The sequence below is a fragment of the Serratia sp. NFX21 genome, from assembly GCF_048517035.1.
GTDB classification, from domain to species: domain Bacteria; phylum Pseudomonadota; class Gammaproteobacteria; order Enterobacterales; family Enterobacteriaceae; genus Serratia; species Serratia quinivorans.
The window spans coordinates 568,075-582,525 of sequence record NZ_CP183196.1 but is presented as its reverse complement, the minus strand read 5'-3'; the positions used below and the strand labels follow the sequence as shown (position 1 = coordinate 582,525).

Sequence of the window (14,451 nt, the reverse complement as noted above, 5' to 3'; positions counted from 1 at the left end):
TTTCCATTAAAAAACCAACCACACCCCCAAAAGAACCACCAAATTTAGCTGTTAATCATTAGTGATGTCAAAATGAAGCATAAACATAACGAATCGCAAGTTGTAACTCAAACACCCTAAGACTAATCCACTCAAACGAGAGGCAGATGATACAGGTTAGCCAACCATGAGAACGTGTGGATGCGCGATACCCCCTAAGAATCGGTTTACGGCTTGTCAGCGCTCTGCCTGCACAAACCCACTTGTAATACTATTTGACACGGCCATTTAGACAATCCGAGGGAAATTTTGAACAAATGAGATAAGAGAGCACGTTTAAGTTTGATAGATAATATGCTTCCAATTCCCTATTCACCATTATGTCTTTCAACCTAACTTTTTATCTCAATACCAACATACTAGAATCGACATAAATATTGCCTTGACACCCTAAACAGAATAATTAAAAACCTCGTCAATTGAGTAGCACCAATTTAAAAACCATCAAAAAAATACTGACGAATTTTTATTTTTTTATTGTTTTAAGTATAAAATATGAAGGGTGACTTTTTACATCACGTAAATTTTTATTTATTCCTTGAACTGTTTTCATTGGCCTAACCAGACCTAATAGTAAGCTTTTCGGTGTAATTACCGTTCCTAAAAAACCTAAAACTGCAAGTCCCGCATCAATTGAAAGATCCTTGACTGCGGACTTTTTTAATGAATTCAATGCATTATTTACATCATGCATTCCTTCATCAAGAATTCTCTCTTTAAATTCATTATTGATAATATCTATATGTTCAGAGGTTGTGGCTAGCTCTAATTTAAAGGCAGTATCTTTTAATATCTTCTTATATGAGTTAAAACTACCACCATAGTCATTCTTTATCTTTGCAATCGTATCTACACTGATACCATTCAAAAAAGGCGTTTTAATTTCTAACATTTTCCTTTTTATGTTGTCCTTTCTATTAATTTCATTCAAAACATTTCCAGTAAACTCACATTTAGTTGCAAGAGAAGAGTTTAACTGACCAGACAATTCAATATTTAGATTCAAGTGCGTAAAATGCTCTTGTATTGTTCTATTTACTACACCATCAACCCAATTCTGATATGTTTCTTTATCTCTTGGTATAGATTTAACAAGTGAATTAAAATCTATCTTTAAATTCCCACCTTCATCATAATAGGTTTTGCCCAAAGAATATTCATATCCATTTACATAGTCTGAAGAGCAGTTTTTTATTTCAATAATAACATTTCCAGAAATATCACCATCACTAAGGATTTTAACCTTATTAGTGTTTCCCAACCTTTTAACGGGAGTAACGGATAAAGCATTCTTATATAGCTCTACTATTTTTATTGAAAAGTTTTCTTTTATAGACAAATCGCTTGCTTCATTGATCAAAACCTTCTTTTTTTTATCTGAATCATAACTTTCTGCCGGGCTATATACAAAGCCAAGAGTCCCATTACTTATTAACGAACTGTGATTTTTTATAAATCTCATGAAATCTGCAACATTATTTTTAGCAATATCAGTCAATGATCTTGAGTTAGAAGATTGTATGATCGCATTACTTACATCAGCATCCTTTAGAAGGATATATGTGTTTATTATTTCGTCATCGAGTATAATTACATCCATTGTTAATAGTGACTTTCTAAAATACTCTATATCCTTATTATTTGGCATATATATATTTAATGGTGATACTAACCCAAGAGTACGAATAATTGATGGTTCAACGTATTTTAGAAAATTGTCATGATACCTCTTCAAATATTCATAGAATAAATCATCCTGAATTCCTTTATAATTAATACTGACATTAATGTCATCATATAGTTCAGTATCAAGTAGTATATCAATAATATTACATTCCATTTAACCCTCCAAATATATCTTTCGTATTTCGTAAGAATATTTTACTTGATAGATAATAAATTAGAAATGTCCAACACTCTAAGATCCTATCTACAAAAATTAAAAATCACCATAGTGATATTTTTCCAAACTAAGAACCGTTATAAATTTTAGCCCCTTCCTCCTAAAAAACTAACTCATTCTTTTTATTAAACTTTTAATCCATGACATACTCGTTTCTATTGCCCAGTCAGTTTGCTCGTCAGTTAGAGACACCATCATACCTGCCCCTGGGCCATGCCCTAGCGGATTTCTAATTTTTGAAAAAAAAGCCCTTAAAAAATCAGCTTCCCAACTATAAATAAATTGCCCATTACTTTTACTCACTAAATTATCAATATAGTTCTGAGCTCCTTTTTCCTTTCCATGCGTCCAACCATTTTCATCAGAAATTATTTTTATTGTACTTTCCAATGATCTTGCCGCATAAAAAGCTGCATCTCTGCCGTTAGAGTCTCTTCTATCAATAGCCTCTTTAATATCAATATCCACATTTTTCCATTTCTCATCGGACACCAGAGCCCAAAATGGCTTTTCTATAACCGTTTCCGAAAGTTCATCTGATGACATCTGAATAAATCCATTATGGTAATTCAGCTTAACTCCTGCCTGAGAAAACCTGACATTTAGCTCGTCTACGCAAGAGTTAAATTTCTCATTAATAATATTATTAGCTTTTCTCATTCCATCAGAGGCATCTCCCGGCACAGTCATAGAGCTACGGAATCGCAAGGCGCTAGACTTTGCCAAAAGTATTTTTTTTGGTAACTCCGCATTAATAATATTTACTTCCTTCTCTCTGAATCTAAAAGCCAACTCAATAAAGCTAATTCTATTTTTAATAAATTCATCAGGTGAAATGCTACTATCGTAAGCTTTTAACAAGAAGTCCTTGCAAACTTTATCATACGTCCAAAACCCAGAATTAGTACGCATAGAACCCATCACATTTGTTTGGTATGAATAGTATCTAGGAGATAACTCTTCTAAACCTAACTCCATGCATAACATATCATGAATAGATTTCCATTTTACCTTTCCAACGTTATCTTCTTTACCATCTACCCAATAAGGGATTAGTTGTTCATGTATTATTTTATAGCATTGGGTTAATAATCTTGCTTCATCTTTTCCATAGCTAGCCCAGAAATCCCTAGATAAATAGCGCCGTGTGAAAATATCATTTAGCATTCATTGAGCTCCCCCCCAGTTGCTTGTATTTTACAAAATATCATACCCCTCATTGAGCTACACACACTTTTGAACACGGCTTAACTGTGTTCCAATTTTTATCCCTCAATACGGATTGCGCGCAATGCTATCCCCTCCTCGCCTGCCCGCTTCTTGTGTCGCTTTTCATGCAGTTGCATGATGGCCCGCAAACCGCGCCAGCACTGGGGCGGCAGGAAGATCGTAAGGGCATTATAGGCATGTAAATTCATGCACCCTATGCATGCAAGCTCAAAAATGAGAAGCCCGCCAAGGAAAAAGCCGCAGAAAGCGAACAGAGAAGGGAATAAAAAAACCGCCCCTTAAGAAAGGAGCGGATGCTATTAATCAATGTAGACAATTATTATTCCCATAACGGTTCAACGTTCGGTATTCCGACGGCGGCGGTACCGTAATAGTTTCCGGAGGTATAGGTTGCCGGATCACATGCTCAATACTTTCACGCGTTTTAAAGGTGCTGGAGCAGTCGATATTCTGACACTGGTAGTAGGCCTCTTTGGTCTGCTCCGTCAGATAACGGCTGGTGCGGATGTGTGCACCGCTGCGGTAGAAAGGACAGCGCATTATCGTTTAAGCCTCATTTGCTACTTTAACTTTCTTACAACTTTTTACGCCCCATAAGCGGTACTTCAAATGCCAGTAGCGAGAGCCATTAGTATTCACTAATAGATATTGGCCGCCACCATCAGCGAGCTTGCAGGGTTTGTCTTGGGAGTTTTTCTGAACGCACCTTTACGTCAGTCAAAGGCATTGCGTCTCCTTCTGGGGGTATCAATTTTTAGGGGTACTTTTTAACCCCCAAAAACACCCCTTAATGGGGGTAGATTTGAGTAGACACAGGTTGACATCAGAAGAGATGCATTTCAAGTTAACCATTGGTTTTTAATGAAAAATATTGACTTTAGTTGACATGAAAAGATGAGCATTGGCGGAAGATCACAGGAGTGATAAATCAACCACAATCCATTGATGTAACTAATGTTTTCAATATGGAAATTTTATTTTATACAATTCGCTATACATGAACACCACCATGACCAATTTTTACTCAGCCTCTACAATTAGGCGCTGACCAGAAAAAAAGATTTATAAAAAAACAGGTCACAGTAGTCACTATTTAATTTTATCGATAAAAATCATCGACTTATTTAGTGAGTGGTTAATTCAAACCATACATAACCGTTCACTTTAGAGTGAACAGCAGCAGTCAACCCCACCACACAGGCCAATTTTCTCCCTTCACACGCTTATGAAGCGCCCCATAGTGCCTGGTTTAAGGCTCAGACAACCCGACCATTGTGCAAATGTTAAGAACAGCCACACTAGAAATAACCATTGCGATAATAACCTTGGAAATAAAAACATATCTAAATTATCTGACACCACGTCTCCGCAGTTCCGACTTATAGCCTATTGCAAAGTTTCCGGAAGTAAAACCCGGTACCGGGATGGTCGGATACGCCGTATTGGCCCGGCAAGGCAGGCTGACGGTAAGCTTAGAAAACACAACATCGGGTAGCCATAATAGTTCCTGGAGCCACCAGATCTTGTGAACGGTGTTGCCGATCGAGGAGGAGCGATTACCAGATCAGGAACTGCCGGAAATCGGATCTGCGGGAAGAGAAATGAGAGCTATTGTGAAATTGGCAGAAATGGAAGAGAAACTTGAGCAAATTAGCAATAATGAGAATATGTATCATACGGGGAGATGATTTGGCATTACCGGCGATTGAAAACAGGGCGACGAGCGAGCCACGCACGCCCCCTTGTTAACATCGGTATCTGTGGTGAGTTTTAACCTTTCTGTCTACCACACCCGGTAAGGCTATATTTCCCCGGGCGAAGGACAGATCAGGTGTTATGCGACTGTTTAAGCAACGCCAGGAATTGGCCTTCCAGCGCCTTCACACGGGCCAGGTAGTCTTCCGGGGTGCCCGACATACCGACGGCAGCCAGGTAATCGCGCGCCAGTTCTCGCGCCTGCTGCGCGTTCATTTGCTGTCTCAGCATGATTGTGTTCTCCACATATAAGTAATGAGTAAAATGTCAAAGAGATCGCGTGAGCAAGTTAATGCCGCAACGTTATACCAGTTCCCCTTGGTGAAGCCTTGCTGCAGTTCGCTGTTAAGGGTAATTCCCTGTTTTCCATAGTGCCGCATTTATGGGCGCTGACGGGTGTGATGTCCAAACACAGGTGACCATCAAAATTTGACACTCACGCACGAGCTGAACAGACACGCAGCGTAAGCAGGTTTGTGCGAAAGCCATCGGGGAATACCGAATCAAACAGGTAATCTATTTGATAATGGCATAATCACTTCCATTACCGTATTTGACATCTATCCCGTCCCGTCCGCAGCCTGTTACTAACAATAATTGATATTCAGCACAATGCTTTTACTTGCTGGTCCGGTCTGAGCGGTATTTTTAACTACCAAGTCAGCTTGATAGATAACATTTTTAACATTACCGTTTTGGATATTATCCCAATATTCTATTGGCGCATCGAAAACTATTCTTTCATCCTTGTCTTTGATGCTTAAATAACTGCCATTATCCATATCCAGCGCAGTATTGCCGTCAACCAATCCGCCCATCGGGGATGGAAAATACCAAATCAACCACCAGATGATCGCTACTGTCGCAGGCAGAACTTTTAGTGGCCGTTACAGCTGCGATCGACCAGACATCACGGTGATCGTTGATGAAGTTGTACTTCAGTCGGGCTCCCTTGCAAAGTACCGCGCTGCCTTTTTCAGAATATCTCGTTCCACCTCAGTACGTAAGCTGCGCTTTCAGCTTGAGGATCTCCGCTCTGGCCTCCAGTAAATCCTGGGTCTGATGTCCGCTGTTATCAGGTTTTACTGAACGCAGCCATTTATAAAGACGGTGTGCCGACACGCCAAGGCGTTCTGAAACGTCGACAACGGAATAGCCCTGCTAGTGTTCTGGCGGACGGCTTCTTCCTTCAATTCAGGGGGAAATCGTGGTGTGCCCCACGCTCCTCCTATGCTCAAACTATAGGGCAGGAGCGTCTACCGGGGCGGGGTCAGGCCAGTCCCGAGGAGCGAGTTGTACATAAAAAGAGAGTCACAATCGGCGTATACACGATAGAACACCGTCAGAGGTATTCCATGATCATCACAGTACTTGCAACAACATCGCCCGCTACGTCAGTCCCACCACGAAGCACAGATCGAAAGCTCAGATTATTAGCACCGTTTTGAACAGGAACTTCGATCTGTGTCATACTGATTGGTGCCCCATTTACAGACAGTTCAGCCGTCAATCCAGGTGCTAGAATCAATTCGCTGGTCAGTTTAAACCGCACACTTACAGCACCGGTACATGAAATTGTTTGTTCCTCGTCCCTTGTATTACCCTCGAGGATAGTTGGGCCCACGGCACCATAGTCGAACACCATGTTAGCCACAGAGGAACAGGTAACATTCGGCGGAGGTACCACTCCGCAACTCGACCCAGGCACAATCACGCCGGGTAGTGATATTCCGGTCGCCCAATATTGCAATCCGACACAGACGTTCCCCCACGCGATGGTATCGTGTCTGAACATCCAGTTCGGTTCGAACTGGGTCCCCCCCGTCCCGTTCTTCGCGGCGAACTGTTGTTGTAGTTCGAACAGAGGGGTCGGGGCGTAGTATGTGATGAAATTCTTACTGACAGTCGGGACCATGAATCCCCCATCGGGGTGAGTCGGTGTGGTAGTGCTGCTCCATGCTCCCATAGCCAGATAGCATCTAGCAGTGTTGCATGGGATTATTTGCGGATCAACGTCGGAGGGCCAAGACCAAATAAAGGTTAAAGACACATAGGACCCGCTGTAGCCCGCCTTGGGGCTGTGTCCGGCAAACGCACCGTACGACAGGGTAGAGTGTAGGACGAGCGCTGCTATCACAGGATAAATAAGACGTATATTGAGCATTATTTTCTCGTAAGGGATGCCGTAAGACGAAGCGGTTATTATGGGCTATGACACACTTTCAATTGGTGATTTACCCATATTTTCCACCGTGCCTCATACGTCTGCACCCGCGCCTCGGTTTCTGTCACTGACAGCCCTTGTCGCCTGGCTTGCTCGTAAAGCCGCATCCGTCGTGCACGATGGTTTTCTAACGCACGAGGCGCAATGGTGGTCCCCGTGGGGGTGAACCACACGCCCAGCCAGTCAAATCCATGTTCAATCCTTCCCAGTTGGGTTTTGTCCGGGTGAGCTTCAAAACCACCCAGGTTAAAAAATTCATGCAGTCGTTTAACACAACGCCGCAGCTGCCAACGCGTACGCGTAAGCAGCACAAAGTCATCCATGTAGCGTGCATAAAAGGTTCCCTCCACCGTAGAAAAATAGCTGTCAACGTGGTGCAGTAAACTCCCACCAATCAACGGGCTGAGTGCACTGCCCCGGCAAATTCCGTGTTCTGGCGTATGAAACTCACCCGCATCTTCCACGCTGTAATACAGATACTGTTCAATAAGGTCGACTAACACCGGGTCATCGACATGCCATTGAACCTGGTTGAGCACCTGTGCTTTACGAATATGGCGGTAATAACCCCGAATATCCGTCCGATAAACAAAGGCATACTCTTCTGAACTTAACGACTGCCATACCTCGCAGACCGACTGCTTACCACCGCCCCGGCCTTTAAGATGGGCGCAGCGTTCATGCCTAGGCAGTTTCTCTTCCACCTGCAGCGCAACCCATTTCAATACCAACGCATCTTGCGCGCACCATTGAACCCAGCTTCTGTCTCGATAATGGTGAACCTGCATCGGCTGCAAGCGATAACCGCCGCTGCATACCTGCTGGTAGAGTGCTTGGCCCCGTTGTGGCCAATGGAAACGCAGGTGCCAAACATCCGCATTGGGCGGTGCATGCCTGCGACGATTTTCCAGCCAGGCATAAGCCACCTGCCAATCCGACTCAGCCTTATTCATATTCCAGGCTGAAGGTGGCAATAGCGCTAAATCGCCCTCGCTCAATGGCTCGATTAGCTATCGCATCAGGCTCACCTTGCACATAGGCCAAAACCGTCAAGGTATTGTTGCCGCTCACCAGTCGAACACCTTCACCGGCTTTATTCAGCGGCAATGGCTGCCCAGTCTGGGTTTCCATACCAATCGCAATCCCCGATGCCTCACTGCCGCCCTCAATGGCCAGTAACCCCGTCAGGTGTGGGTTCTCAATGCCGCTTAGGGTCACTTTCACCGTTTTTCCCAAACTCAGATCGCATTCCGTCAGGTGGATTTCAAATGCCTGCCCGTGAGTGCGCTGGTTGGCATACAGGTACTTATCGATTACCGTGCCAAACTCCAGCCGGATATTCTCTTCCCCCGGCGGGATCACGCAGGGTTCCGCCACCAGTGCGCCGTGCAGACGAACGTTGTAAGTCTGTGCCGCCGGGCTCAAGGGCGCGATGAGGGCCAATAGTATTGGCGTTAACAGCATCATTCGCCCGTTCATTGGTAGACCGCCTTCAGGGTCGCGGTCGCGACAAATGGCCCTTCTTTTAGCTCCGCCCCCAACCTTTTTACCGGCACGGCTTGTAGCGTCGGTGGGCTGGTCAACCGGATGGGGATCGGTTTGTTCAGCTCAAACGGCGTGCCGTTTTGCTTAATCTGAATCGCCAAGTCATTGACGTCACTGGTCACCGCCGCTTTGTCGTAATCCGCCGGAGTGCCAATAATTTCCAGCGTCATATCCCAGGCGTTGGAGTTCGGATCGCAGGTGATCTGGTAATTCATATCCTGGAGATAATTCACCCCATCCACCTTTTTAACGCCGACCCGGTTGCCAAAATCGACATCCACATTACCGCCGTCATTAATGGTGCAAGCCGGTGGTTCAATCAACGTGCCAAAAAGTTTCATATTCGGGGCAGCCTGGCTCATATCGCTCAAAAACCCACCTGCTATAAACAACACCAGGCCCAAACAACGTTTCATCATGTCGCCCTTTTTCACAGGTACTCCACCTTCATCGTTGCCCCGGCGGAGAAGGGGCCACCAGTCAGTGTGGCTCCCGGCCGTTTGACCGGCACCGCCTCAAGCGTTGGCCAATTCGGGTAGGTAAAATTTAACCAGCGCTTGATAGGCATCCGATTGCCGTTACTACGTATCTCAATACCGAAGTCAGTTTTATTGGTCAGCAGCACATCACCATCAAACACTGCGCCATCACCCTCAATCAGCATCCTCACCGAGTTTGACGAGCCCCCTTTGCACTGGACCGAATAGTCCACCGGCCGTTTTTTATAGTTGCCATCCACCCGGGTCGTCAGCACATCGTTACCGAAATCAACCTCAATCAATTTATTGTTGTTGATCTCGCAAGGCGGTGCCGTAATGGTCACCTTGACCGTTATGGTGCTGGTTGTGGCTTCCACCGAGGGTATTGCTGTCGTTAGCAATATCAGGCAGGCGGCACACAACGCCTGCTGTGTTTTACGGGATTTTCTAACAGCCATACCGTTCGCTTTACTCATAGTTAAGCCTGAAGTTCAGTTGGGCCGAATAAGCCCCCGCTTGCAGCGGCGCGCGGGTACGCTCCGGCGTGACGGTATAGTCAAGCGTGTCTTGCCCCACAGCCAACATCAGCGGTGCCCCCCGGCTACCCAGGCGAATATCCCGGCCGAGCATATCGTTCATGCGCAATCCCAACCCGGATGCGCCCCGGACTTTCACCAACTGCGGGTTGTCGGCGTCTGCCGGTGCAATAAAGCTGAGTGACACCGCTGGTTGATGGGGGCTCCACAACAGGTTGCCATTGCGCTCATCACGGTTATTGGCCGGGCTGCGCAGGCAATCCCGTAAGTGCAGTTGCACTGTTACCGGGGTTCCTTGGTCCCCTGCCTGCGCCAAACGTGCAGTCCCCGCATCACCCAGCCACACATCCTGATAAGCCGAGGCCATCTCCAACCGGCAAGCGCTTTCCGTTAACGCACCATGTACATGCAACACACCGTTGGCACCGTCCACGCTGGCGTTATCCGCTGCCTGAACATCCGGCATCAGCGCCATCATGCTGGCTATCACCATCGGCACCATCAAGACCGCTGCCACTTTAACCAGCAGGTATTGCCGCTCCTGATGAAACAGGGTGTTGTTCCTATTCTTTTGCTGTTGCATGCTCGCTCCCTCTGTCTGTGCCGGTGATCAGCTTGGTTTGACTGGCTTGGCCTGACAACTGTTCCCACTGCAGGTGAATTGCAACTGCGGGCGGCCACCATAGTCATTGACGTAGGTCAGTACCGGCGCATTACCCAGTGCGGATGCGCCCACGCTCAATGTTTCGTTGCCTTTTGGTGCCACCATCAGTGGCTTAAAGCCGCTGGCACTGCCCCCACCTTGTTTGCTGCTGGCATCGACAATTGTCACGTAATACGGCGTCGGGTTATTGACCTGGTATTTATCCCCCTGCTTTGTTAACGTCAGCTGTTCCTGCCAGGGGGCAGTGCCTTCGGTGTTGCTCAGCGCCTTCGGCCGATAAAACAGCTTGATGCGCGTCTGCAGGGCCAATTGCAACGTGTTGGGCTTGTCACTCTTGGGTGGGATCTCGCGCAGGTTGAAGTAAAACAGCGTCTCACGATCCTGAGCCAACAGGTTTGCTGCCGGTAATGCCTGCACCTTTACCTGGCTTTTTGCACCTGGCTCCAGACGTTGCAGCGGCGGCAATACCGTCAACGGTGTGGTTATTTTGGTGCCCAGCGCATCTTCGACCCAGCCTTGTGCCAGGTAAGGCAATTGCTTATTTTCATTGCTGATACTGAGGCTGGTCGATTTTTCGCCGCCGTTAAACACTACGCGGGTGCGGTCCAGCGCCACCGCAGCCTGCACCTGTTGCAGGCTCACCAGGCTTAACAGCAAGCCGCCAGCCAAGGGGTAAAAGGATTTCGTCATTAGGTTCTTCATGGGTTACTCGCTATCTGTCATGCTTTACATTCAGTAAAAATTTAACCGGCAGAGGAAACCGCCGTACCGGCCCGCCACAATGGCAAAATTCAGTGTTTTCGGGAGCTATCATCCCGCCTTGCTGTCTATAACGGCATCCGCGGCCAACAAGCGGCAGGGCAACAGCAGATCGGTAATGCCGCTGTTCGGGATTTGCGCAGGTAATGCCAACGCACACTGCGCCTGCCCGTTCCAGTGCACAGTCATTTCTTCACTTGGGTTAATCCCACTCAGGTACACGCTGCCACCGTCATTGACGATACCCACATCCTGCTTTTTGTGGTTTTGCACCGTTGCACCGAACGGTGGCGTAGAACCATCCGCCAGGCGGATCACCGCCATCGCTTTTTCACCGGCTATCACTTCAAAACGCCGGTAGCCAATAGCGCCTTCCGTCAGCGTCGCCTGCACTACTGAGCGCGTGGCTTCGGCATTTTCAGGCAGCTTGTTAACGTCAATGCTGATCCGGTTGCGGTAATAACTACTGACATCCGTCACCACCGCCTTGCCGAAGCGGTTGGTGCGCGTCACCGCCCCGTAACCACCAATCGGAATGTCCGGCACGCCGTCGGTATCCAGCAGCATGCGGGTACCGCCAATCATGCCGGAGCGATGCAATGCGGCACCTTTCAGGGTGGCGGTCGCGCCACCTTGTAACGACAGCCCTGCCGAGGAATAACGCCCCTCCTGATAGCTGGCATTGGCATTTACCTGAGCCAACGATCCCTGATGGGTGTAATAACCACTCGCCATACCTCCACTGCGCGACATGCCACTGTTCAATTGGTAGCTATCACCATTTTCGAGGCGATCGTAGTAACCCACCTGATGGCTACTATCGTTGCGATCATAGCTTCCGCTGTAGCTGACCGTGCCGCTGCCACCCAATGGCATCGACAACGAGAGGTACATGCCGTCATCATTGGTACCGTTAAATTTGTTGCGGTAGCCCGTCAGCGACAAGCTCAGGTTTCTGAACTGGCCAATGTCAAAGTTGTGCGACAACGTCAACGTGTAACGATCGTTGGCCGCACTGTTCCAATACGTCTGGTGGTTATAGTTCAGGTAGGCACTTAACCCGAGATCGCGAAAGTGCTGGCTGAGACTGATGGTGTACATCTCTTTGCTGTTCTGATTGCGCATGCCGTAGGTGCGAGCATCCAAATATTCGCTCATCGACATGTAATTGCGCTCCGAGAAGCGGTAGCCCGCGAAGGTCACCTGGCTGTCGTACTCGTCAAAGTTTTTCGAGTAACTCAACCGGTATGAACCGCCTGTGAGTGTGCCGTCTTCCAGCTGCGGCAAGCGCGCCCGTGATTGGGTGACGTCAAATGACAAGGCACCAAACATCATCAAATCGCGACCGATACCCACCGCCAGCGCGTTGTAATCCCCCCCTGCCACGCCACCGCCATACAGCGACCAGCCGTTGCTCACACCCCAGGAAAACTCACCGGTAGCAAATAACGGGCCATTGGTGCTGTGCTTCCAGTCCGAAGGTCGACCACTGGCCACCTTGTAACGCACGGTCCCCGGGCGGGTCAGGTACGGAATGCTGGCAGTATCGATGCGGAATTCCTGCACGCTGCCGTCCTGTTCTTCAATCCGAACATCCAACTGCCCGGAGACCGCATCATTGATGTCCTGAATTCGAAAGGGTCCCGATGCAACCTGAGTTTCGTACAGCACACGGCCCTGCTGGCTGATCACTACCTTGGCGTTGGTACGCGCTACACCGTTAACCTCCGGGGCATAACCCCTCAGGTTGGGTGGTAACATGCTGTCATCACTGATCAGGCTGGCGCCGGTAAAGCGGAAGCTGTCAAAAATATCGGAATACAGGTAGTTTTCGCCCACCGACAATTTTGCCCCCAGGCGAGGAATAGCCCGGTAAGCGTAATAACGGCTCCAGTCCCAGCTCTGACGTGTCGCCTCCCCACTGCCCGTTTGATGATCCAGCCGCGTTTGCCAGTCAGCACGCATACGCCAGGCCCCCAGGTTGGCACCAACGGTGCCGTTACCGCTAACGTTATACCCCTGCTCGCCACGCTGGTGCTGACGTTGTGTCTGGCCATTAAGGTAATAATCCAGCAGTAAGCCAGGAATACCTTCATCCCAGCGTGAGGGGGGGTCCCAGTTTTCAGCTGCATATTCCAGATAGGCCTGTGGCACGCTCACCGTCAGGCTGGCGCTCCCCAAATCGGCGCGTGCCGACGAACCCGGCAGGCTTTCCAGAGACAGGCAGTCCCCGTGATGCCACCAGGTGACTTTACTCATCATGTCCGGCTTTAAACCGAACTGTTCGACCATTGACGGGCCGATACAGGCGGCGCTGTCATTGGCGTCACTTTCTGTGGGGTAAAAAATCACGGATTGCTCAGGCAATTCCTGCTTATTAATGCGTATCAACATCATGTAATCGCCCGGCATGATGTAACCACCGCGAGAAAACTGGCCCAAATCAATGTTTCCGCGATCTTTTACATCCAGAACATCAGTATTGAACTGTATTTCTTCAGCACTGGCGTAATACCCTATGCCACTTAGCGCACTGGCTATATATATGCCCAATGCTCGTGGGCGAAAAGGTAATGCTAACCAGTTAGCTATCATCATGCTGCTTCAATCCCTTTTATATTTATTCACGCCAAAGCTATTAAGGAAAAACAGAGCCCTTCCATGCTCAATGGAATAAAAATTAACGAAAATCGAGTTGTTACTATTGAAAGTTTTTTAATACATATTCATAAGCAACCGATTTTTAGTAATAGTCTATTTTGAAGCGAATCGCCGAGCTATATTCCCCGGAGCGCAACACCTGAGAATTACTCACCAGACGCACGGAGTAATTCAACTGACTATCACCTTCACTGATATTTATGGCAGGCAGTGGCTTTCCTGGTGCAGCAATGTTTCCATCGTTGTCTGTCAGTTCTAAAGCAATCCCCTGAGCCGGGCCATCGACTGCGAATAGTCCATTATCACCCCGTCCATCAAACGTCACCTGAAAGCGTTGCCAGTCAGGTGATTTTTTATCTATTCGACCCAAAACACAATTAATCAGTCGTATATTGAACTCGCGTTTAAGCCCATGCCCATCACGGATTATTTGACTCAGTGGTAAAATAAACATATCAATAGTTTGATCACGGCTCTCGGTATCAATAGCGCAGGCCGTTTCAATCACAGCACCTTGCATGTTGACCCGTCCCCAGCCAGAAGCCTGCAGCGGAAAACTTACCAAAGGTAACAGTATCAACAGGCAAAATGCCGAATAGCGAGATAATACTTTTTCCATTGAAAATATTGCCTCTGTACTTGGTTTTTAATAAAAA

Annotated in this window: 13 protein-coding genes and 2 pseudogenes; all 15 read right to left on the bottom strand. The window is 47.4% G+C overall.

What is annotated here, in order from left to right; all coding sequences use genetic code 11:
* Positions 1–505: 505 nt before the first annotated feature.
* The 15 genes and pseudogenes from ACNT1W_RS02715 to ACNT1W_RS02645 all read right to left on the bottom strand — a co-directional run bounded on the left by ACNT1W_RS02715 (position 506) and on the right by ACNT1W_RS02645 (position 14,414).
* Entirely contained in the window at positions 506–1,879 is a 1,374-nt protein-coding gene (locus ACNT1W_RS02715) for a hypothetical protein (RefSeq protein WP_419246392.1), read from the bottom strand.
* 171 nt (positions 1,880–2,050) lie between these two features.
* Positions 2,051–3,109 carry an AbiJ-NTD4 domain-containing protein gene (locus ACNT1W_RS02710; protein WP_419246391.1) on the bottom strand — a complete coding sequence of 353 codons (1,059 nt, stop codon included), beginning with the start codon at positions 3,107–3,109 and terminating at the stop codon, positions 2,051–2,053.
* A gap of 366 nt (positions 3,110–3,475) precedes the next feature.
* A complete protein-coding gene (locus ACNT1W_RS02705) occupies positions 3,476–3,715 on the bottom strand; it encodes an ogr/Delta-like zinc finger family protein (RefSeq protein WP_419246852.1) in 240 nt (79 codons plus the stop codon).
* A 3-nt stretch (positions 3,716–3,718) separates the two neighbouring features.
* A pseudogene (locus ACNT1W_RS02700) lies at positions 3,719–3,850 on the bottom strand (Arm DNA-binding domain-containing protein); the annotation flags it as partial.
* A 1,149-nt stretch (positions 3,851–4,999) separates the two neighbouring features.
* The gene (locus ACNT1W_RS02695; protein WP_419246390.1) at positions 5,000–5,158 is read right to left on the bottom strand and encodes a hypothetical protein; all 159 of its coding nucleotides are present in this window, start codon (positions 5,156–5,158) and stop codon (positions 5,000–5,002) included.
* Positions 5,159–5,514: 356 nt separating this feature from the next.
* Positions 5,515–5,745, bottom strand: coding sequence for a hypothetical protein (locus tag ACNT1W_RS02690; protein WP_419246891.1), 231 nt, complete (start codon positions 5,743–5,745; stop codon positions 5,515–5,517).
* A 70-nt stretch (positions 5,746–5,815) separates the two neighbouring features.
* Positions 5,816–6,159: pseudogene (locus tag ACNT1W_RS02685) on the bottom strand (transposase); the annotation flags it as partial.
* Between the two features lie 970 nt (positions 6,160–7,129).
* The gene (locus tag ACNT1W_RS02680) at positions 7,130–8,104 is read right to left on the bottom strand and encodes a reverse transcriptase domain-containing protein (RefSeq protein ID WP_419246389.1); all 975 of its coding nucleotides are present in this window, start codon (positions 8,102–8,104) and stop codon (positions 7,130–7,132) included.
* Positions 8,097–8,618: a fimbrial protein gene (locus ACNT1W_RS02675; protein WP_419246388.1), complete on the bottom strand. Its 522-nt coding sequence runs from the start codon at positions 8,616–8,618 to the stop codon at positions 8,097–8,099. Before ACNT1W_RS02675 ends, ACNT1W_RS02680 begins: the two co-directional genes overlap by 8 nt.
* Positions 8,619–8,626: 8 nt before the next feature.
* Positions 8,627–9,037 carry a fimbrial protein gene (locus ACNT1W_RS02670; RefSeq protein WP_419246387.1) on the bottom strand — a complete coding sequence of 137 codons (411 nt, stop codon included), beginning with the start codon at positions 9,035–9,037 and terminating at the stop codon, positions 8,627–8,629.
* A gap of 89 nt (positions 9,038–9,126) precedes the next feature.
* Positions 9,127–9,651: a fimbrial protein gene (locus tag ACNT1W_RS02665; protein ID WP_419246386.1), complete on the bottom strand. Its 525-nt coding sequence runs from the start codon at positions 9,649–9,651 to the stop codon at positions 9,127–9,129.
* On the bottom strand, positions 9,644–10,294 hold the full coding sequence (locus ACNT1W_RS02660) for a fimbrial protein (RefSeq protein WP_419246385.1): 651 nt from the start codon (positions 10,292–10,294) through the stop codon (positions 9,644–9,646). The genes ACNT1W_RS02665 and ACNT1W_RS02660 overlap by 8 nt, the downstream gene beginning before the upstream one ends.
* Before the next feature lie 27 nt (positions 10,295–10,321).
* Positions 10,322–11,065, bottom strand: coding sequence for a fimbria/pilus periplasmic chaperone (locus tag ACNT1W_RS02655; RefSeq protein ID WP_419246384.1), 744 nt, complete (start codon positions 11,063–11,065; stop codon positions 10,322–10,324).
* A gap of 120 nt (positions 11,066–11,185) precedes the next feature.
* On the bottom strand, positions 11,186–13,729 hold the full coding sequence (locus ACNT1W_RS02650) for an outer membrane usher protein (protein ID WP_419246851.1): 2,544 nt from the start codon (positions 13,727–13,729) through the stop codon (positions 11,186–11,188).
* Positions 13,730–13,877: 148 nt separating this feature from the next.
* Positions 13,878–14,414 carry a fimbrial protein gene (locus ACNT1W_RS02645; RefSeq protein WP_419246383.1) on the bottom strand — a complete coding sequence of 179 codons (537 nt, stop codon included), beginning with the start codon at positions 14,412–14,414 and terminating at the stop codon, positions 13,878–13,880.
* Positions 14,415–14,451: the final 37 nt, after the last annotated feature.

Excerpts from the sequence above, each read along its gene's own strand:
- ACNT1W_RS02715 (WP_419246392.1), bottom strand. The coding sequence starts at position 1,879 with ATGGAATGTAATATTATTGATATACTACTTGATACTGAACTATATGAT.
- ACNT1W_RS02710 (WP_419246391.1), bottom strand. The coding sequence starts at position 3,109 with ATGCTAAATGATATTTTCACACGGCGCTATTTATCTAGGGATTTCTGG.
- ACNT1W_RS02695 (WP_419246390.1), bottom strand. The coding sequence starts at position 5,158 with ATGCTGAGACAGCAAATGAACGCGCAGCAGGCGCGAGAACTGGCGCGC.
- ACNT1W_RS02690 (WP_419246891.1), bottom strand. The coding sequence starts at position 5,745 with ATGGGCGGATTGGTTGACGGCAATACTGCGCTGGATATGGATAATGGC.
- ACNT1W_RS02680 (WP_419246389.1), bottom strand. The coding sequence starts at position 8,104 with ATGAATAAGGCTGAGTCGGATTGGCAGGTGGCTTATGCCTGGCTGGAA.
- ACNT1W_RS02675 (WP_419246388.1), bottom strand. The coding sequence starts at position 8,618 with ATGATGCTGTTAACGCCAATACTATTGGCCCTCATCGCGCCCTTGAGC.
- ACNT1W_RS02670 (WP_419246387.1), bottom strand. The coding sequence starts at position 9,037 with ATGAAACTTTTTGGCACGTTGATTGAACCACCGGCTTGCACCATTAAT.
- ACNT1W_RS02665 (WP_419246386.1), bottom strand. The coding sequence starts at position 9,651 with ATGAGTAAAGCGAACGGTATGGCTGTTAGAAAATCCCGTAAAACACAG.
- ACNT1W_RS02660 (WP_419246385.1), bottom strand. The coding sequence starts at position 10,294 with ATGCAACAGCAAAAGAATAGGAACAACACCCTGTTTCATCAGGAGCGG.
- ACNT1W_RS02655 (WP_419246384.1), bottom strand. The coding sequence starts at position 11,065 with ATGACGAAATCCTTTTACCCCTTGGCTGGCGGCTTGCTGTTAAGCCTG.
- ACNT1W_RS02650 (WP_419246851.1), bottom strand. The coding sequence starts at position 13,729 with ATGATAGCTAACTGGTTAGCATTACCTTTTCGCCCACGAGCATTGGGC.
- ACNT1W_RS02645 (WP_419246383.1), bottom strand. The coding sequence starts at position 14,414 with ATGGAAAAAGTATTATCTCGCTATTCGGCATTTTGCCTGTTGATACTG.